This is a genomic window from Vibrio sp. zbq_1 (assembly GCF_043102935.1).
GTDB lineage: Bacteria > Pseudomonadota > Gammaproteobacteria > Enterobacterales > Vibrionaceae > Vibrio > Vibrio parahaemolyticus.
This window is the reverse complement of sequence record NZ_JBICJH010000004.1, coordinates 618,269-637,472: the sequence shown is the minus strand read 5'-3', so window position 1 is coordinate 637,472 and position 19,204 is coordinate 618,269. Positions and strand designations below refer to the sequence as shown.

At 46.6% G+C, this 19,204-nt stretch carries 17 protein-coding genes; 4 read left to right on the top strand and 13 right to left on the bottom strand.

Features of this window, described 5'->3' with window-relative positions; translation table 11 throughout:
- Positions 1-105: 105 nt before the first annotated feature.
- Positions 106-381 (bottom strand): nitrogenase-stabilizing/protective protein NifW, encoded by a 276-nt coding sequence (locus tag ACF8CV_RS03205; RefSeq protein ID WP_047707487.1) that lies wholly within the window; start codon positions 379-381, stop codon positions 106-108.
- 241 nt (positions 382-622) lie between these two features.
- Between ACF8CV_RS03205 and ACF8CV_RS03200 the strand changes: the two genes are divergently transcribed.
- Complete coding sequence (locus ACF8CV_RS03200; RefSeq protein WP_138937068.1) at positions 623-2,473, top strand: acyltransferase family protein; 1,851 nt, start codon at positions 623-625, stop codon at positions 2,471-2,473.
- Between the two features lie 79 nt (positions 2,474-2,552).
- Here ACF8CV_RS03200 and ACF8CV_RS03195 read toward each other — a convergent pair whose 3' ends face one another.
- From ACF8CV_RS03195 to ACF8CV_RS03180, 4 genes are all read right to left on the bottom strand, one after another.
- Positions 2,553-3,023, bottom strand: coding sequence for an RES family NAD+ phosphorylase (locus tag ACF8CV_RS03195; protein WP_005376497.1), 471 nt, complete (start codon positions 3,021-3,023; stop codon positions 2,553-2,555).
- 1 nt (position 3,024) lies between these two features.
- Positions 3,025-3,477 carry an antitoxin Xre/MbcA/ParS toxin-binding domain-containing protein gene (locus ACF8CV_RS03190; protein ID WP_005481265.1) on the bottom strand — a complete coding sequence of 151 codons (453 nt, stop codon included), beginning with the start codon at positions 3,475-3,477 and terminating at the stop codon, positions 3,025-3,027.
- A 161-nt stretch (positions 3,478-3,638) separates the two neighbouring features.
- Entirely contained in the window at positions 3,639-5,813 is a 2,175-nt protein-coding gene (gene katG, locus ACF8CV_RS03185; protein WP_025604558.1) for a catalase/peroxidase HPI, read from the bottom strand.
- A gap of 193 nt (positions 5,814-6,006) precedes the next feature.
- The gene (locus tag ACF8CV_RS03180) at positions 6,007-7,548 is read right to left on the bottom strand and encodes a glutamate synthase-related protein (RefSeq protein WP_024702908.1); all 1,542 of its coding nucleotides are present in this window, start codon (positions 7,546-7,548) and stop codon (positions 6,007-6,009) included.
- A 157-nt stretch (positions 7,549-7,705) separates the two neighbouring features.
- On the opposite strand from ACF8CV_RS03180, the gene ACF8CV_RS03175 reads away from it, so the two are divergent.
- Positions 7,706-8,185, top strand: a complete 480-nt coding sequence (locus tag ACF8CV_RS03175; protein ID WP_171055831.1) for an aminoacyl-tRNA deacylase — start codon at positions 7,706-7,708, stop codon at positions 8,183-8,185.
- Positions 8,186-8,262: 77 nt separating this feature from the next.
- On the opposite strand, the gene ACF8CV_RS03170 is transcribed toward ACF8CV_RS03175, so the two are convergent.
- Together ACF8CV_RS03170 and ACF8CV_RS03165 are read right to left on the bottom strand one after the other, a co-directional pair.
- On the bottom strand, positions 8,263-8,940 hold the full coding sequence (locus ACF8CV_RS03170; protein WP_138937070.1) for a response regulator: 678 nt from the start codon (positions 8,938-8,940) through the stop codon (positions 8,263-8,265).
- Positions 8,937-10,511, bottom strand: coding sequence for a sensor histidine kinase (locus ACF8CV_RS03165; RefSeq protein ID WP_138937071.1), 1,575 nt, complete (start codon positions 10,509-10,511; stop codon positions 8,937-8,939). The genes ACF8CV_RS03170 and ACF8CV_RS03165 overlap by 4 nt, the downstream gene beginning before the upstream one ends.
- A 273-nt stretch (positions 10,512-10,784) precedes the next feature.
- Between ACF8CV_RS03165 and ACF8CV_RS03160 the strand changes: the two genes are divergently transcribed.
- Entirely contained in the window at positions 10,785-12,188 is a 1,404-nt protein-coding gene (locus tag ACF8CV_RS03160; protein ID WP_017447632.1) for an anion permease, read from the top strand.
- 67 nt (positions 12,189-12,255) lie between these two features.
- On the opposite strand, the gene ACF8CV_RS03155 is transcribed toward ACF8CV_RS03160, so the two are convergent.
- From ACF8CV_RS03155 to ACF8CV_RS03140, 4 genes are all read right to left on the bottom strand, one after another.
- Complete coding sequence (locus ACF8CV_RS03155) at positions 12,256-13,668, bottom strand: coniferyl aldehyde dehydrogenase (RefSeq protein WP_138937072.1); 1,413 nt, start codon at positions 13,666-13,668, stop codon at positions 12,256-12,258.
- A 125-nt stretch (positions 13,669-13,793) separates the two neighbouring features.
- Positions 13,794-14,366: a GNAT family N-acetyltransferase gene (locus tag ACF8CV_RS03150; protein ID WP_171055832.1), complete on the bottom strand. Its 573-nt coding sequence runs from the start codon at positions 14,364-14,366 to the stop codon at positions 13,794-13,796.
- 5 nt (positions 14,367-14,371) lie between these two features.
- Positions 14,372-14,857, bottom strand: a complete 486-nt coding sequence (locus tag ACF8CV_RS03145; protein WP_005454093.1) for a GNAT family N-acetyltransferase — start codon at positions 14,855-14,857, stop codon at positions 14,372-14,374.
- Between the two features lie 17 nt (positions 14,858-14,874).
- A complete protein-coding gene (locus ACF8CV_RS03140) occupies positions 14,875-15,333 on the bottom strand; it encodes an NUDIX pyrophosphatase (protein ID WP_005454164.1) in 459 nt (152 codons plus the stop codon).
- A 183-nt stretch (positions 15,334-15,516) separates the two neighbouring features.
- On the opposite strand from ACF8CV_RS03140, the gene ACF8CV_RS03135 reads away from it, so the two are divergent.
- On the top strand, positions 15,517-16,422 hold the full coding sequence (locus ACF8CV_RS03135) for a DMT family transporter (RefSeq protein WP_171055833.1): 906 nt from the start codon (positions 15,517-15,519) through the stop codon (positions 16,420-16,422).
- Between the two features lie 83 nt (positions 16,423-16,505).
- Here ACF8CV_RS03135 and ACF8CV_RS03130 read toward each other — a convergent pair whose 3' ends face one another.
- Positions 16,506-16,820, bottom strand: coding sequence for a multidrug efflux SMR transporter (locus tag ACF8CV_RS03130; protein ID WP_138937073.1), 315 nt, complete (start codon positions 16,818-16,820; stop codon positions 16,506-16,508).
- 154 nt (positions 16,821-16,974) lie between these two features.
- Positions 16,975-19,080: a M4 family metallopeptidase gene (locus ACF8CV_RS03125; protein WP_025498858.1), complete on the bottom strand. Its 2,106-nt coding sequence runs from the start codon at positions 19,078-19,080 to the stop codon at positions 16,975-16,977.
- Positions 19,081-19,204 lie beyond the last annotated feature (124 nt).

Genomic DNA, 19,204 nt, shown 5'->3' with positions numbered 1-19,204 from the left:
GCTGATTCGCAACTCGCGACAAACCAACAGCTAACCCAAAAGAACCTTGCTCTTCCGCTTGTGACGCCAAGATGCAGGGTTCTTTTTTAGGCAAGCCACAAAGAATTAACGTCTTTGACAAGATGTACAACCTCGACACGCAGAGCGCGTCGTTTTACTTAGTAAACTGCGTTGTACTTTACAGTAGGCGTTTTTCAGTGCGCGGCGGCCTGAAAACCAATCATCCGGTTTAGTGAGGATTAAGTAGCCGTTAAACCTCTTAACCAACTCGGTTCGGTTGTTTTCGATAAATCGGCTATCAAACTCGATTTCGAAGTAATCCAACGCTTCTTCGATAGAAGTAAAGCTGGCAATTTTTTCCTGAATCGTATTCTTTGTCATTGTTTCTTTAGCGTTATCATTTTCAATGAAGTCTAAGAGCCTCGCGCTTTACGTTCTTTGATTTGGCGCTTCTTAACATCACTCTTTCTGGGATTTCCATATTGAAATTCAATTTGGGAATTCGTTATTTCCCCCAGCCTTTTCATTTTGACAATCAATTTAAGGTACTGATTTAAAGCAATATTATTTCTGGTTCATATTTTGCTCTACTTCGTTAAACGGAATGTTGGAGGGACACAATATGACTTACAGAGCGGAAGTAGACGGATTAAGGGCGATTGCTGTCACGTTAGTGATTTTGTTTCATGCTGGAGTTGAGCAATTCGCTGGTGGCTTTATTGGCGTCGACGTATTTTTTGTTATCAGCGGCTATTTGATCACCACCATCGTGATTAACGATTTGGAAAACCAGAAGTTCAGCCTCGGTGATTTTTATGAGCGACGCATTCGCCGCATACTTCCCCTGCTACTGGTGGTGATTGCCGTCAGCTATTTGATGTCTTGGTGGCTATTTTTGCCACAAGCACACAAAGACGTTGGTCAGTTCGCAGTGTCTTCTATTCTTTCTTCATCCAACATTCTTCTGTATTTAAAAGGCCACAATTACTTCGGTTTAGAAGATCAAGCCAATCCGCTATTTCACACCTGGAGCTTGGGCGTTGAAGAACAATACTACATTGTCATTCCTTTGCTACTCATGCTACTCGCTCGTGGCAAAAACGCGTTTTACCTGACTTTTTTCATCGCGGTATTTGCGCTGAGTTTGATGACTATTGTTTATGCGAGCAACGATCCTGATTTCGCCTTCTACATGATCTTCTCTCGTGCTTGGGAGCTGGCAACCGGTTCATTACTCGCATTAGTAATGAGAAAAGCTCAAGTTCAATCCAACGATACGCTGGCAACCATTGGCATCGTTTTGATATTGGCCTCTGCACTTTTGTTTGAAAAATCGCAAGATGGCGCGGGTATCACTTTGCTGGTGCCGGTCATCGGTAGCGCGTTAGTGATTTTGTTTGCCTCTAAAGACAATGTCTGCGGTAAATTGCTGAGCCTAAAATGGGTCGTGTTCGTCGGCTTAATCAGCTACAGCTTGTACTTGTGGCATATTCCGCTATTTGTGTTTTACCGCTACATGCTGGACGCAACTCAAGACGTCAATATCTCGCTTTACATTGCCGCTCTTTTTGTACTGTCTTACTTCACTTGGCGCTTTGTGGAAAAGCCGTTCCGCAGCCGAAAAGCCATGAGTATGCGCACTGTATCTGCGGTTGTTGTGTTGTTGACGCTGCCTTTGCTGACGTTCGGCGTTATTGGTCATCAAAACGGTGGTTTTCCAGAAAGAAGCGCATTTTTCGAGGCCATGCGCGTTAATAACGGTTACGGTTTAGATTGCAACGGCAACACTGACGTTAACGATGTGTGCTCGTCTGCACCGGAGCCTACCATCGCTGTGTTAGGTAATAGCCACAGCATGGTTTACGTGAAGCATCTATCCGAAGTCACACCAACTGGCGTGGTGCAACTTACTCAAGATTCCTGTGCGGTCGGTTATGTCGACATCCTCGAAGCTGCTGGCTCAATTTCTTGCCGACAGTTCTTCAAACAGGCAGTCGATACCATTTTGCGTACCCCTTCTATTCGTCGCGTCGTTATCTCTTCCAACTTCAATAAAGAGCTTTCACAAGCCGATTACGAGGCATCATTGACTGGTTTGTTAAATGAACTGGAAGGGAAAGAAGTGGTCGTTTTCGGCCCAACGCCTTCTGCACCTTTTGCGGTAGGAGAATGCCTTTGGAAAGCGCGTTTGTTTGGCGAGCAGGAAGAGACCGCATGCGATTTCTCTCCCAAGCGACATCACCCTCAAAACGTGGCGAAGTTAGTGAACTACTTTGATCGATTTGAGCACGTTGAGTTTGTCGACTTGACCGATGCCATTTGCAGAAATGGTGTATGTCGAATGAAAGTTGGTGCGAACAACGCCATGTATACCGATGACAGCCATTTATCTTACAAAGGTGCTGAGTTGGTGCTTGGGCATTACCACAGCAGTACGAATGAAACTCAACAGTTCACTTACGACCGACAATAACCAAGGAATTAGCTTTATGCTTCAGCGCTTATCTGAGGTAAGCGCTGAATATTTTCAAGCAAGACAAAAACCAACGCCTCTATTTGAAAATGCGCGGGTCAAACGCGAAATCGAGCTTTTCGGCTTTCTTGATGATCTCTTTCATTTTGGGATGATTTGGGTTCACCACGTAGTTTTTATCACGAGGTGAAATCGTTGAAGGCACTTGCAGCGCGGCAAACTCAGGATGAGGATCATTGAGAAACTGATCACCAATGTATTGCGTAGACTCGCTCGCCGGTATTGCTCGCCACGTCACTGGGAGATCTTCTTCATCTAAGGTGGCGATGAGGTATTCTGGCATTTCGATACGATATAAATCGTACAACTTGGTGATAGCAGGATCGTTGTTTACGTGAACAAACACTTCCAACGAGCAAAGGGATTCCGATTCAGAGAAGTAGAGGGCTTCGGTTCCTTTTGAATTCCATCGCCCTCCAAATAACTTTGCGCCAACGGGGCTGAATGGCGTGTCAGCAAATTTCTTTTGTGTGAGACGATAGAGCTTCATATTACGAGAATACCCCGTGCTCTAAACGGCCGATCAAATCTTTCACGATTTCAAAATCCACCGTGGTCGAGACCATGTCTAGCGGCCTTTTTCCACCTAAGCCGTAAACATTCTCTTTCATCCATTCAAGCGCGCGTTCTTCGTCGTCAAACAGCTCTGTCGCGAGTTTTAATAACATCGCTAATCGATAAATCGCATCACTTTCTTGCGTATTGAAGCGTTCATCGTTTTTTAGACGACGCTTGATCGTGCTGACAGGTATCAATGTGACGTTTTGAAACTCATTTTGAGATAGCTTCACACGCTCAACAATATTGCGATACACCTTAGGTTCAAAACCTTTGTGAACCGCATCAGTGCGGCCTGTCTCGGCGTCTTCAATACCCAACATAAACCAGAAATTGGCTTTATGAGGTTGTTTCGGTTTGAAGCTTTTTAATGCTGCAGTTGCCATATCAAGCTCCTTTAGTTCATATGGTCTGGTGATTATGGTTCAAATGAGCTTAATTTTCAAACAAAGTAAAAATCCACGTAAAGAAAAAGGCGAGCATTGCGCCCGCCTCTCTTACTTATTCACAACTTTGTTTACGCATTTATCGATGAACATCGTTTCACTTATTGCAAGTCAAAACGATCCGCGTTCATGACTTTCGCCCATGCAGCGACGAAATCATGGATGAATTTTTCCTGATTATCATCTTGCGCATACACTTCCGCGTACGAACGTAGAATCGAGTTTGAACCAAAGACAAGATCCACTCGAGTCGCCGTCCATTTCACTTGGTCTGTTTTACGATCACGAATTTCGTATTGGTTCTCACCCGTTGGCTTCCATGTGTAAGCCATATCGGTGAGGTTTACGAAGAAATCGTTCGATAACGTACCCACACGGTCGGTAAAGACGCCATCTTTGCTGCCACCGTAGTTGCTACCCAGAACGCGTAAACCACCAATCAGTACCGTCATTTCTGGTGCTGTCAAACCCATAAGCTGCGCTCGGTCGAGCAACAACTCTTCCGGCTTCACCACATAGTCTTTCTTCAACCAATTTCGGAAACCGTCAGCCACAGGTTCAAGCACTTCGAACGATTCCACATCCGTCATATCTTGAGAAGCATCGCCTCTACCTGGTGCGAAAGGCACAGATACATCATGACCCGCCGCTCGCGCAGCCAGTTCAATACCTACGTTACCAGCAAGCACGATAGCATCAGCAACGCTACAGCCCTCTTCTGCTGCGATGCTTTCTAGCACAGCAAGAACACGACTTAGACGCTCAGGCTCGTTACCTTGCCAATCTTTTTGCGGAGCCAAACGAATTCTCGCGCCATTTGCGCCGCCACGTCGGTCAGAGCCACGATAAGTACGGGCACTGTCCCAAGCGGTGGCGACCAAATCAGCGATAGACAAGCCGCTCGCTTCGATTTTGCCTTTCACAAGATCGACGTTGTAGTCCGTTTTACCTGCTGGCGTTGGGTCTTGCCAAATCAGATCTTCGCTAGGTACATCTGGGCCTAGGTAGCACGATTTTGGTCCCATATCACGGTGAGTCAGTTTGAACCACGCACGGGCAAACATATCTTCAAAGTATGCAGGGTCTTGTTGGAAACGCTCTGAAATCTTGCGATATTCAGGGTCCATTTTGAGTGCCATATCGGCATCGGTCATGATTGGATTGTAGCGCTTAGAGCCATCTTCCACATCAACAGGTTTGTCTTGTTCTTCAATGTCGATAGGCTCCCATTGCCAAGCGCCGGCTGGGCTCTTCTTCAGTTCCCAATCGTATTTGAAGAGCAAATAGAAATAACCGTTATCCCATTGAGTCGGATGCGTTGTCCAAGCCCCTTCCAAACCACTTGTTACCGCGTCACGACCAATACCACGAGTCTTGTGGTTCATCCAACCAAGGCCTTGTTCATGCACGTCAGCGCCTTCTGGATCTGGACCAAGGTTCGCAGCATCACCGTTACCGTGACATTTACCCACGGTATGACCACCAGCCGTTAGTGCAACGGTTTCCTCATCGTTCATTGCCATGCGCGCAAATGTCACTCGCATATCTTGCGCCGTTTTCAGTGGATCTGGGTTGCCATCCACCCCTTCTGGGTTCACATAGATCAAGCCCATCATTACTGCTGCAAGTGGGTTCTCTAAATCACGCTCTCCGGAGTAACGGCTGTTTTTCGCGCCACTTGGCGCAAGCCACTCTTGCTCAGAACCCCAATAGGTGTCTTTTTCTGGATGCCAAATATCTTCGCGGCCAAAACCAAAGCCAAAGGTTTTAAAGCCCATCGATTCATAAGCCATGTTACCTGCGAGAATAATCAGGTCGGCCCAACTTAATTTGTTGCCGTACTTTCTCTTGATCGGCCAAAGAAGTCGGCGTGCTTTGTCTAGGTTGGCGTTATCTGGCCAAGAGTTGAGAGGGGCAAAGCGTTGGTTACCGGTTGCAGCACCACCACGTCCGTCTGCGATACGATAGCTACCAGCCGCGTGCCATGCCATACGAATCATCAAACCGCCGTAGTGTCCCCAGTCTGCTGGCCACCAATCTTGGCTGTTTGTCATTAGGTCTTTTAAGTCTTGCTTGAGTGCGTCGACGTCCAGTTTTTTAAGTTCTTCTTTGTAATTAAAATCTGGACCAAATGGATTCGTTTTGGAGTCGTGCTGATGCAGGATGTCTAAGTTTAAGGCATTCGGCCACCAATCCATCACCGACTTGTCTGTAGATGTTTGTCCACCATGCATAACTGGACATTTACCTACTGAACCGCCGTTTGTATTGCTCATATTGTACTCCTTTATTTTGTAGCCTCCTTGGCTACTCATTCTCTACTCAATGCGAAAAACATTGAATACCTGACCAAAACAGCGTAGTCCACTTGACGCAAGAAAGAAGTCTTTTTCTTCAAAATTTGCACGCTGTTTACAAGCTTTTACTGTTACCAAACATGTACATATATGCGTTTTATATGAATTCAGATCAGATTGGATTTACCCCTGAATACTTAACGCCAGACAATCTCGCCATGTTTTGATCCCACGTCGCTAAATCCCGAACATTGAATTGGCTGAGTGAATGATGACCGCACGCCCTTGCCATCACTTGCATGAGCTCAACCGATGATTCAAAGAAGTTTTTCAGTTGTTGAGACGATTTTTCAATATCGAGACGCTGCCTCAAATCGGCATTTTGCGTCGCAATGCCTGCCGGACAGTTATTGGTGTTGCAGATGCGAGCTGCAACACAACCAATTGATTGCATCGCGCTATTCGCTATCGCCACGCCGTCTGCACCGAGCGCTAACGCTTTGACAAAATCCATAGGAACGCGAAGTCCACCAGTGATGATTAACGTGACGCGGTCACTTGCACCTTTTTCATCTAAGTATTTACGTGCGCGGGCTAACGCAGGAATGGTCGGTACGCTAATGTGATCACGGAACATGGTTGGTGCCGCGCCCGTGCCACCACCACGGCCATCGAGAATGATGTAATCGGCACTCGCATCAAGCGCAAACTGGATGTCTTGCTCAATATGGTTAGCACTTAATTTAAAGCCAATCGGAATACCGCCAGTAATGCCACGAACTCTGTCGGCAAACTTTCTGAAATCGTGAGTAGTATGAAGATCGGTAAAGGTTGGTGGCGATATTGCAGGTTGCCCTTCAGGAATGCCCCTCACCTGAGAGATCTTACCAACATTTTTGTTGGCAGGAAGATGGCCTCCTGTCCCCGTTTTCGCACCTTGTCCACCTTTAAAGTGAAATGCTTGAACCTTTAGGAGCTTGGATTCGTCGTAGCCAAACTTCGCACTGGCTAGCTCATAAAAATATCGAGAATTAGCAGCTTGCTCTTCTGGCAACATGCCGCCTTCCCCGGAGCAAATCCCAGTTCCGGCTAACTCCGCACCTTTTGCCAGCGCGATTTTCGCTTCTTCCGAAAGCGCACCGAAACTCATGTCCGACACCAATAAAGGAATGGCGAGCTTGAGCGGCTTACGTGCGTTTGGCCCCACAATCAACTCGGTAGACACGGGAACATCTTCCAACAGCGGTTGTGTCGCCATTTGCGCCACCATGATTTGTATTGCATCCCAATGTGGTAACAAGTGCCTAGGCACGCCCATTGCAGCCATCGGTCCATGATGACCGAGCTTAGAGAGCCCTTCTCTGGCAAGTTGGTGAATAAACTCTAGAGTAGGTTCCTCTTGAGTATTAGCAGCGGCGAGCTTTTCACTTTTCTCTCGTTTTTGATCGGGACCTTCTTTGCCCACTTGCTCGGCGGTAAATCGTTTATGCGTACCGTCGCAAAAAGGCGCATTGGCGGTGTGCTTGCACTGGCAGAGATAAGCATCTTCATCTTTTTCCGCAGTAAAGCTCATTGGCTTCATCCCAGTACCAGAATGCGAGCCGTCACAATAAGGTTGCTTTTTTGATCGCCCGCAACGACAAAAATAGTATTCTTGCCCGGCCTTCAATTCGACTTTGATCGGCTTGTTATCGGCGATGATTGGCTTGCTCATGTTGCCCCCTAGTTATTGTTTTTCACCATGCTTTGTCGCTGGCTTTCAAATAAGCGTAGAACAGGAGCCAAAGAGCGTCAGTGCAAGCGGAGTAAAATGCGCGATTGCGACCGTCCTCTCCTATACTCTTTATGGGTCTCATACACGTGGAGGCTATATGACAATTGCAACCCGATTAGATGAATATTTGACTGAGCATAACATTCACTTTCAAACCGTGAATCACAGCCACAGTCATAGCTCGCTACAAAGTGGTGTTGCCGCAGGTGTGCCTTTAATGAATATCGCAAAAGGTGTGATTCTTGAGGATCATGAAGGGCGTCATATAATGGCGGTCTTACCTGCCAACAACAAAATCAGTTTGTCGAGATTAAACGACGAATTTAACGTCACCTTCCACTTGGTGAAAGAGCGCATGGTTTATCGACTCTTCACCGATTGTGAACACGGCGCTATTCCGCCGATTGGTTGCCCTTACCACATGTCGACAGTTTGCGATGAAAGGTTAGCAAATTTGGAACATGTCTATCTCGAAGCCGGCGATCATGAAACTCTGATTAAGCTGGATAGAAAGGCATTTAAAGATTTGATGAACGACTGCAAATACTTAAGATTCAGCAGTGAAGTTCTGCATTAAACTTGCCAAAATATGTCGACATTTCGTGAAAAAGGCTCTTTCAACAAGAGCCTTTCTTTATTCTTTATCTCAAACACTTAGCTTTCTGAGACTAACTTATTGCGATAAACCCGAGTCGGTCGCCCTACTTTCCCGTGTTCTAAAAAGGCCACCAACTCACCTTGTTCAACGGCTTTATCCAAATAACGACGAGCCGTGCTCTTACTGATGGTTAAGCTTTCCGACACACTCAATGCGGTGTGCTCGACATGCACATGCGTAAACAGGTCCACCACCTGACGGAACATAAAAGGATCTAAACCAGCCAAATCCGTTGGCGTACCTTTTCCAAGATGAAACAAATCATCAAGCTGCGACTGTCGAAAACTTTCTTGGTTACGCATATGGTTTTTGACCTTTGCGAAACGAAGCAAGCTTTCGGTTAGTCTTGAGTAATCAACGGGCTTGACTAGGTAATCAAATGCGCCGAAACGATGAGCTTTTTGAACAGTAGATGCGTCATTGGCCGCCGTGACCAAAATGCATTCTGGTTTCTGGTCGCTCTCTAACCATTGATAAACCAGCTCGACACCTTGCCCGTCTGGCAAGTAGTTGTCGACGATGACTAAATCCGGCTTAGTATGCGTCACTAGCTGCTGGGCAATGTGAATACTGCCAGCAATACCGACGACTTGATATTGTTCCACTTGCTCAATGAAATGGTGATGAAGCTCTGCAATGTTGGGATCATCTTCCACTATGACTACTTTTATCATCCTAACTCCTTGGGAAAATAGATCGTAAACGCGGTTTCTTGCTCGTCACTGTCCAACTCCATATGCCCATTGCCTTGCTCAACGATGGAACGTACAAGGTACATGCCTACTCCATGATCGGCTTTGTTTTTCTTAGTGGTAAAGCCCAATTCGCACAACGCATCAAATTCGCTCTCGATCAGCGGGCCATTGTTCGAAACCTGAATGGTGTACTCACAGGCCGATTCTGAAATACCAATGTGTACATGACCGTTCTCTTGTCCTTTCACCGCTTCCAAAGCGTTTTGAGCTAAATTGCCAATCAGCCCACACAATTGTTCTTCTGACAAACAGCGAGACAGCGCGCTCAAATCACTTTGGCAGTCAATGCTCAGTGCCACACCCAGTTCGTTGGCTTTGCTCGCCTTTGCCAAAATCAAGGCTGACAAGGCCGGTCTGCTATTCAGCGCATGTAGCGAATCCAGTTGTGATTGACTGGCTTTCGCTTGCGACAAACAAACTGAAAGCGCTTTATCGTAAGCCCTCATTTGTAAGAGGCCCGAGATAGTCGAAAGTTTATTTTGATACTCGTGACGCGCAACGCGCATGTTCTCCATGTACTGCGTCACCTGACTGATTTTCTCCGAGAGTACGTGCATCTCATTTTGGTCACGCAAGCTAAACACTGCGCCATAAGGTTCACCTGTCGACGTACGAAGCGTAACTCGGTTCATCACCAAGTTTTTACCATTCACGCGAATCAATCCATTAATGTAATCGTCACCTTTCAGCGAAAAACTTTCAGGGTTATCTATCCCGTCGGTAAATACGTTGCCAAGCTCTTGATGATAGTTGAGCATAGTGCGAGCGGAATCATTAATAAGGTACAAACTTCCCTCGGAGTTTATCGCGACCAATCCTTCATACGTCGCTTGCAGCACGCCTTGATGCGTTTTTAATGCCTGCTTAAGCTGCCAAGGTTCTAACTCTTGCATTTGAGTACGAACATAGCGAGAAAACTTCCAAGACAACCAAATACAAATAGCGACGGCAATGATTCCGAACGATATCAAGGGCAATAACCGTTCGCTTGTCCAGAGATCCAAAGTATCAATCAAATAGCCAACTTTGATCATGCCAATCACATCGCCTTCATTGGAAAAAATGGGAGATATGTAACGAACCGATGGTCCTAAAGATCCCACGCCATAAGAAAGGTAGGACTCACCGTTTTCCAGCGCTCTTTCAATGTCACCTCCCAATACAGGCAAACCAACGCGTTCAGCGACAGGATGTGCTAGGCGAATTCCTGCGCGATCACTCACGGTGATAAAGTCCGCATCACTCGCTGCCTGAACCGCATTGATTATTTCTGACGTTTTGCTTGCGCTACCAGCCCCAACAGCGGTAATAAGGCTGGACAATTGCGAGAGCTGCTGCGACTGAACTTGAGCACGCAGGCTGATTTGATGAGTGAGGATGTCGTCCAACTGATGAGCACTGTAACTCCACCAACTCAACATGCCCAATAGCATTACACCACTAAGCAATACGGCCAGTTGTTTAGTAAAAGAAAAGGAAGCAAACGGCACGATAGGATTCCAAGAGATGACTTGCCCTAAGCTTACCGCAATTCCTTATTCGACTTAGGGGCTCTCACCATGAATTTTGACGCGGATCTCAGTGGTGATTTTTATGACTTTTATTAATTTAATGCGTTTATTCTCAATTATTTTTCAAACAGATTTTGTCGTGACATGCAAATTGATAAAGAGCTCAAGTACGTCGTTGATGAAATTGATTTCTCTCAGTTTTTTGCCATTTCCAAACCCTATGATGAAGAAAAATAACTTGGAGATGGATGTATGAATAGTTCCCAAATGAAAATGCTCCTACTGGTCGCGATAGGCTGCATCTTATGGTTTATCCCAACCCCGGAAGGACTCACCGATCAAGCTTGGCAAATGATGGCGATTTTCGTCACCACCGTACTAAGCTTGATCCTCGCCCCACTTCCTCTTGGCGCGATGGCCTTGATGGGTTTGACGCTCGCGACACTGCTTGGCGTACTGCCAATCAAAACCGCACTGACTGGCTTCGCGCACCCAACGATTTGGATGATTGCAGCTGCGTTCTTTATCTCTCGCGGTTTTATTACCACCGGCTTTGGTCGACGCGTCGGATACTGGTTTATCTCTAAACTTGGTCACAACTCATTAGGCCTTGCTTACGGCTTAGTGTTGACTGATTTGCTGTTTGCACCTGCAACCCCAAGTACCACAGCACGTTGTGGCGGTATTATTTCTCCGCTATTTCGCTCGGTTGCGAGTGCTTATGATTCCGACCCAGAAAAAGGTACTGAGAACCGAATCGGCGCATTTTTGGTGCAATGTATCTTCCAATGTAACGCGATTACATGTGCGATGTTCCTGACCTCTATGGCAGGTAACCCACTCGCCGCTAACTTCGCAAAAGAACAAGGCGTTGAAATTACATGGGCTGGCTGGGCAACCGCGGCGATCGTCCCTGGTTTGTTGTGTTTGTTCCTCATCCCACTCGTGATGTACATGGTGTTTCCACCAGAGCTGAAGAAGACACCAGAAATGCGTGAAATTGCGCGTCAAAAGTTGGCTGAAATGGGCAAAATGACGCGTGACGAACTGATGGTTTGTATCACTTTTATCGGTATGGTTTCACTTTGGGTATTGGGCCCAACATTAGGCATTCATGCAACGGTTACGGCTTTACTTGGGTTAGTTTTCTTGCTTCTCACTCACACCATCACATGGGACGCCGTTCTTGGCGAAAAAGAAGCATGGCACACCATAACTTGGTTCGCTGTATTGGTAATGATGGCTGCGCAACTTAACAAACTCGGATTCATCAGCTGGTTCAGCGAGTCTATGGCCGAGTCACTGTCCGGCTTTGGCTGGGTGACAACCATCGTCGTGCTTCTTTTGGTTTACTACTACAGCCACTATTTGATGGCGAGTGCAATGGCACACATCAGTGCGATGTACTCCGCGTTCCTGGCAATTGCGATCTCTGCTGGCGCGCCTCCGATGCTTGCTGCGATTGTTCTTGGTATTTTCAGCAACTTGTATATGTCAACCACGCATTACTCGTCTGGCCCTGCGCCAATCTTGTTTGGTGCTGGTTTCCACACTCTGCAAAACTGGTGGAAAATCGGGTTTATCTTCTCACTCATCGTCATTCCAATCTTTGTTTTTGTTGGCGGTGCGTGGTGGAAGCTTCTCGGCCTTTGGTAATCCGCAATTTAGAACGCATAGAAACCAAAAAACCGCCCGTTTGGGCGGTTTTTTATCAATCCAATCACTATCGAACAAAAATCTTTTGAATCGCTTTTATCGCCATTGCTCTGCGACGCATTAAAGCCCCCGTCCTTGGCAGCCATTTCGGCGTGTGGAGTACGGTTTTCGCATGGCTAAAGGTTCTGAATCCTTCCACTCCGTGATAATGACCAATGCCCGATTGGCCAATGCCACCGAAAGGCGCATCTTCAGCGCCAACGTGTAATACCGTGTCGTTAATGCCGACGCCGCCACTGTGTGTGTTGCGCACGATATGTTTGATGGTCGATTTGTCGTCCGACATAACATACAGCGCAAGTGGTCGCTGGTGCTGATTAATGTAGTCAATCGCTTCTTCTAAGCTTTTGTATGGCTTGATGGGTAGAAGTGGCCCAAAGATTTCCTCTTGCATGATTCGCATACCCGCTGACACGTTTGTGACCAAATGAGGGTACAAAAGCCGTTCCTCTTGAGGTGACGCTTCAACGGTATGGAGATTTGCGCCTTGGGTTTTGGCATCCTCAAGCAGCGCAGTCAAACGCTCATACTGTCGTTGGTTGATAATATGGGTCAGCTTTTGATTCTTGTTGGATTTCAAATAGAGTTTTTCAAAACGTTTTAAGAACAGCGTGATGAACTCTTCGACGCGTTCTTGCGGTACAAACGCGTAATCAGGAGCCACACAAATCTGGCCCGCATTGATGCATTTACCAAACAAAATTGCATCAACGGCTTTCTTCATGTCTGCATCTTCTGCGATGATCACCGGAGATTTCCCACCCAGTTCTAACGTCACTGGAGTCAGGTTTTCTGCCGCTGCTTTTGCCACAGCGCGGCCAACATTTGTCGAGCCAGTAAACAAGAGATGATCGAATGGCAGTTGGCTGAATGCTTGTGCAACGTCTGCTTCACCTTCAAATACTTCGGCATATTCCGACAGCTCGCGACAAATATTGACGATGACTTTATTGGTTTTGGGCGTAAATTCGCTGAGCTTCATCATCACACGATTGCCTGCGGCCAAAGCAGTCACTAAAGGCGCAAGGCTCAAAATGACAGGAAAGTTCCACGGCGAAATGATCCCGACAACGCCGAGTGGCTGATATTGAACGGTCACTTTCGACGGAGCAAGCAACAAACCTGATTCACGTTTGCTAGGTTTACACCATTTTTTTAGCCGTTTGAGGGTGTAATTGATGTGCGAGACCGTCGGCAAAACGTCGGTCATTGCGGTATCAAATTCTGAACGATAACCAAAATCGTCACTCAGCGCTTCCACCAACGCTTGTTTGTTCGCGATAAGCGCTTGTTTTAGCATAATAAGGCGCTGCTTACGTTCATCCAAACTAGGATAAGGTTCGGCGGCATACGCCGTTTTTAAGCGGTCGAGGCTTTGCTGTAACGAGGTGTCCACGTCAACCTCTGCGATTGCGTTCATGATGCTTCTCCTAGCCTAGTTTCGATCAATGACGCTCCAAATTAACACGAGCGCAACAATGTTACTATTGTAGCGCTCGCGAAATTAGAGTTCGAACTCTGATTAAAATATCGGTGGGTTTGGTGCTAAGTCAGACGCAATTCATAAATGCCTAATCGTTGAGAGCGGTCAAGCGTCTCGAACTCGTGATCAACGTATTCTTTTAATGTGGCACCAGAACGCTCCGCAATATTGATACTGGCAATGTTATCTTCCATACAGTGGAATTGGATGAACTGCGCATGCCCTTTCTGCTTTAAAAAAGGAATCAGAACCGCAAGCACTTGGTCAATCACTCGGTGTCCTCGCCCATTGTTCGCCAACCAATAGCCAATCTCAGTGACGTGTGTGTGCGAATCCACACCCTTGATACCAATAACGCCCGTAAACTGCTCATCAAAATAAATCGCGCACCAGTGGGCATCTAACGCTTTGCTGTTCACGCGCTGAGAGATGTAGTTCACTGCTTCTCTGCGGTTGGTCACAAAGTCCGTCCAAGGTAAATAGCCAGATAGGCTGTTTCGATACGTGTTCACCACTTCCAGTAAAACCGTCGCATGCTTGGTGGTTAGAGGCTCAATTGAGACCCTTTCTGAGACGGAAAAGCGCGCTTGCGAGCCATTCCCTTGATAGTCGTGTGGATACATCGAATCTCCCATTCACATCATCCTTTAGCAAAGCGCTGCAATGCATCTCCCGCCAGTCGATAGATCTTCCATTCATCTTGAGGCTCTGCACCAATTGACTGGTAGAAATCAATCGCGGGTTGGTTCCAATCCAATACAGCCCATTCAAAACGGCCACAACCACGATCAACGGCAATATTCGCCAAATGCTTTAACAACGCTTTCCCAGCACCAACATTTCGGTACTCAGAAGAAACATATAGATCTTCCAAGTAGAGTCCGTTCTTTCCAAGCCATGTTGAGTAGTTAAAAAAGTAGACGGCGAATCCTATCGGTTCTTCGTTCACATAACAAATCACTGCGTGTGTCGTCGAATCTTCGCCGAAAATCGCTCGATCAACGTCTTCGACGCTGGCTTTAACTTCATGTTCTAAGTGCTCGTAACGAGCTAACTCTTTAACAAATCTTAAGATGGTTGCAGAATCCTGCTTTTGTGCTGCTCGCACAGAAATTTTATGAGTCACGTCCTTGTTGCCCTTTCCTAGCTGTTTTGCTCGATCAATGTATACGGTGTCAGCGACTCCACATCAACATAGTATTGCCAAACATGATCATAGAGATGATGTTGATTAGCAAACGGCGTAAGCTGCTTTGCTTCTTCCAGCGAACACCAGCGATATTCCGTGTGTTCTTCATTAAGCACCACAGGTTGGTTTGGCGGACAAAATAACACAAAGCATGGGATGACCAAGATTCGGTTCTCCTTCGCTTCGTAGAACTGTTCTAAAAAGTCCGCCTTATGTAACTCAACATGGTCAATCTGCGTCTCTTCTTTAAGCTCTCGCAGAATGGTTTGCCATCCTGTTTCACCAGCCTCTACACCACCAGCCACATGGCACCAATACCCACCTTTAACGCGTTTGAGTAACAGAATTTTATCTACGCCATCAATTCGAGAGATGACAACGCCAGAGACATGCGTCGCTTGTATTGGGATCATGTATGCTCCTTAAATATCTAGATATTTCCTAGATGCGCTCCATGCGCGAAAGAAAGATAGATTGATTGAGAACCCACAGTCTACCGCTTATTCTTTCTCTCGGCAGCGATGTTTGAATGCCGCCGATCATTTTGTCTGTTGAGTATGCTAAAGTGCGATCTGTCGCAACAAATGAGCAGTAAAATGTCTAATTCACTCAACACTATGGTTCCCATTGGTGTGCACTTTATGGTGCTCTCCGCTTTCGGGTTCGCGCTAATGTCGGCCACGGTAAAGCACGTCAGTCTTCATGGTATCCCTGTCTTTGAAATCGTTGCAGCAAGAGCACTCGTTTCTTTAGTGATCAGTTATTTAGATGTGAAACGAAAACGAATCTCTGTTTGGGGCAACAACAAACCACTACTCTTAGCGCGTGGCGCGGTGGGCACCTTCGCGCTGATGTGTGTTTACTATTCGGTGACCACGTTACCTTTGGCAGAAGCAACCATCTTCCAATACATTCATCCGGTATTTACGGCGCTGCTCGCTGTCATTTTTTTGAAAGAGCGAATTCAGCCCACAACCTTCATTTGTATTGCGCTATGTTTGCTCGGCGTCTACGTCATGGTTCGGCCAGAAACCGGCGTAGAATCTGCACAAACACTTCCGATGTTCAGTGTAATGATTGCTATTTTAGGTGCTTTTGGTAGCTCTATTGCTTATGTCATTGTAAGAAAGCTCAGCCAAACCGAAGACAGCTCGGTGATCATTTTCTACTTCCCACTTGTGGCGCTACCAACGTCCATCCTGTTTATGGGGGATAACTTTGTCATGCCAGATCTTTACCTGACGTGTATGTTGGTATTGGTCGGCGTGTTCACTCAAATTGGTCAACTTGGGCTGACTAAGGCGATGCAAACTCAACAAGCAGGTAAAGCATCAGCCTACTCTTACGTGCAGATAGTCTTTTCGGTACTGTTAGGCATTGTGTTCTTTGGCGAACTTCCATCACTATGGACATACATTGGCGGCGCGTTAATTGTAGCGGGCGCATTGATCAATGTGTTCGGCCATAATTTACGGTTGCCCTTTATTAAGCGCAGTGCTTAACGCTTCCATACCAAACGGGCAAGATATTTAAATGCAAAAAAGCCAGAGTCGACTCTGGCTTTTCTTTTATGTTTAACCCGGCGTTAAGCAGAGATTTTTAACCCTGAAATACCTGCCACAATCATCAATAAACTCAGTGCTTTAATTAGCGTTGCTGGCTCATTGAACAAGTAAATACTGACGATTGCCGTGCCTATTGCGCCAATGCCAACCCAGACGCCATAAGCGATGCCTAAAGGTAAGGTTCCTAGCGCGATACCAAGCAGCCAAAAGCTCAACAACATAAAAACGATGGTGAACGCCGAAGCGCCAAATTTGGTAAACCCTTGTGAATATTTAAGACCGACAGCCCATGCGATTTCACACAAGCCCGCAATGAAGAGAATTCCCCAAGCCATGTCATATTTCCCAACGAGATTGGGGTCGTCCCCGAGAAAAGATAGAGCGGTGAGGTCGTCCTCACTTCTGTGTGGCCCTCGAGTATAATCAAAAATTCGTAAGAGAAAAATAAGGCTCTGAGAATTTCAGAGCCTTAGGAAATATGCTTTGTCGCTATGGTTTGAGAATGACAAAAGTTTGCCCATCACTCAGCGTGAAGCTTACCGAACCAGTTTTTTTATCAATACCCGATTTGCTACACTCGCTATCATTGCCACATGAATCACTAGGGTTGTTGTTCCACACGCCACCAAGCAATCCTGAGCCCGTGACAATCGCCGTCCACGTTTTGCCATTGTTGATGGATTGTGTTGTCACACCGCCAGAAGGTGGTGGGGCTTCTTGTTCTGTATAACTCGCGGTTACACTCACGTTACTGATACCGCTATACGCGTAAACCCCAATATGCCACGTCCCTTCACTTGGCGTAGCAAAACTGCACACTTCGTTACTATTCGAGCTGATAGAGCGACAATCGTAGTTTGACAAACTTGGCGCACTGCCCAACTTAACGTAGAGGTCGGCATCCCCATTTGAACCTGCGGTCGTGATGGTTAAGTCTGAACCGTTTGCTGGCACATCAATAGTGAAGCAGTGCCACTGCCCTGTCGAAGCAGATTCGATATTGCTTGATGTCCCATTACTCAACGACACAGCATCACAAGCGCTTGAAGGTGGTTCAACGACACCACCATCCGTCGACACGCCAACTTGGGCAAAAGCCGCCGTCACATCACTCGCAGGTAAGCTTAAGTCTTGTGCCGCCGCCAATACGCCAGCGGCAGCTGAATCAAACGTCGCGCTTGGTGTCCAATAGTTTTGGTTCGCGTGGGCAAATGCCTTGAAGGTGTTTTCGGTGCCCCAATCATAATCGACGGCTAACAGATAGAACGCCTTGTTAAACACACCACTAGAGTAATGAACATCCATACCACTGACATATTGAGACGCGTGGTCAATCGAGCGTCCGTCTAACGGAGGGTTGTCCATGTAACGTAATGCGCCAGTTGGAGACTTACGAATATCAAATCCGACTTTCCAATCGTTTGAACCTCGGGAATAGAACTCTGCTGCTTCGCCAGCCATATCCGAAAACGCTTCATTAATACCGCCAGATTGACCTGAATAAATCAGGTTAGAATTTTGCTCTGTAAACCCGTGGCTGACCTCATGCGCGGAGACATCCAAACTCACTAACGGATAGAAGTAACTCGCTCCGTCGCCGAATGTCATACTCGATCCATTCCAGAAGGCATTTTCATATCGCTTGCGGTAATGGACTCGCATTTGCAGCTGAAACGTCAAGGGAGCAGTATTCAACCAATCTTTGTACATGTCGTATACCACTTTGCCAAAGTAGTGCGCATCGTTTAATGGGCTGTACGCGCCATTGATCTCTTTGACCGTATTCGTTGGACAAGTAAAGGTGTGAACACTACCTGAAGTTCGGCCATCTAGGTTGATGGTTTGGACGATATTAGGCGTATCCATGATACAAGTGCTCCCCGACTGCTGAACAAGTAGCGGGTCGTATTCCTTACCATACTCATAGAAACCAATCTTTTGATTGCCTCCCGGGCCATCTGCTTCTGCATGAGCTAATCCTTCATACTGCAACAGCACTTCACCTGATTTAGCATCCACGAGATAAGTTGGTCTAGTTGGGTTTACCGCTTGTTCAGAATCGGCAAAAAACTGGATCTCATAGGCTAAATGCGCAACGTCTTTGTCATCGATATAAATACGCAATCCCTGTTGTTGATCTTCGATGTGATAGCCAACATCCAAATACGGCTTTTGTACTTTGCTTCTTATTCTTTCAAGGCTGAGCTGAGGAGTCGTGTTAGAAATGTCTTGCCCGATATCATGAACTAACGTACCGCCAAAGCGTTTGATTTTCCCTTGTTTATCGCGGTGTAAAACGATCTGTTTCCCCCAGATCGGAATTCCTTTGTAGGTTTGTTGATACCGGACGTGGACATCACCATTTTTGTCTTGGTTGGCTTTAAGCTTTTGAACATTATTGCCCGGCTTTAATCCAAGCGCTTTGGCGACATTTTGGGTCGCGGCAAGGTTTTGCTTTTCGAGAGAAACCACACGTCCATGATTTGGCTCTAATCGCTCCAACTGAGCGGCAGAGAGAGAAGGTGAAACAAGAAGTGGTGACACCAACACCAAGCCAACTGCGAGCTTGCGCTGATATTTTGATCCTAGATCCATCGGTAAGTCCCCTATTTTGCACAAATAGCAAAGCCAAACTGACAGATTTTATGCGCCGAATAATCCCTTAACAGGACGTTAGGCTTATTGATCTCATTCTGTTCATTGAGTCTAGCACAGGAAT